Raw genomic sequence first — 825 nt, forward strand, 5'->3', positions numbered from 1 at the left:
ACCTGAGCGCTCCAATGACGAGCCTAGTATCTTATGCGAAATGGCCGTTAAAGCAGCCAAAGATGCGCTCAAAAATGCAAACAAAACCGTCGCTGATATCGATGCCGTCATCGTCGCTTGCTCGAATCTACAGCGCGCTTATCCAGCTGTCTCAATTGAGGTTCAAAGCCAACTTGGTGTAGAAGGCTTCGCATATGATATGAATGTGGCGTGCTCATCGGCCACATTTGGCCTTCAGGCTGCGCTCAATGCTGTTCAGTGCGGTTCTGCCAGGGCTGTATTGTTAATAAACCCGGAAATCTGCACAGCGCATTTAAATTTTCGTGATAGAGATAGTCACTTTATCTTTGGTGATGTCTGTACCGCAATCGTGATAGAGAGAGCTGACACAGTATCTTGTGATGACTCGTTCGAAGTTGTCAGCGCAAAATTAAAGACAACCTTCTCCAATAATATTCGTAATAATTTTGGATTCCTGAATCGTTGTGCTCCCGGCAGTGAAGGCTTTAGTGATAAGCTATTTGTTCAGCAAGGGCGAAAAGTATTCAAAGAGGTATCTCCACTCGTTGCTAAAATGATCAATGAGCACTTGGCGGAAAACGAGCTTAGCGCTGAACACCTAAAACAGATGTGGCTCCATCAAGCTAACTTAAGCATGAATCAGCTTATCGCCAAGCGTGTATTAGGTCGTGCAGCAGAGGTTTCTGAGGCACCTGTTATACTGGATGAATATGCGAATACTAGCTCGGCCGGTTCTGTGATTGCATCTCATAAGCATCGATCAGAACTCGAAACCGGTGATTATGGTGTACTTTGCTCTTTCGG

The 825-nt window shown here is 45.5% G+C and carries 1 protein-coding gene; it reads left to right on the top strand.

Going from position 1 to position 825, the window contains the following annotated elements; genetic code table 11:
- The coding region (locus A3766_RS26610; RefSeq protein WP_068643312.1) for a beta-ketoacyl-ACP synthase III at positions 1–825 on the top strand (825 nt) is incomplete at both ends.

It is taken from the genome of Oleiphilus sp. HI0132 (assembly GCF_001635845.1).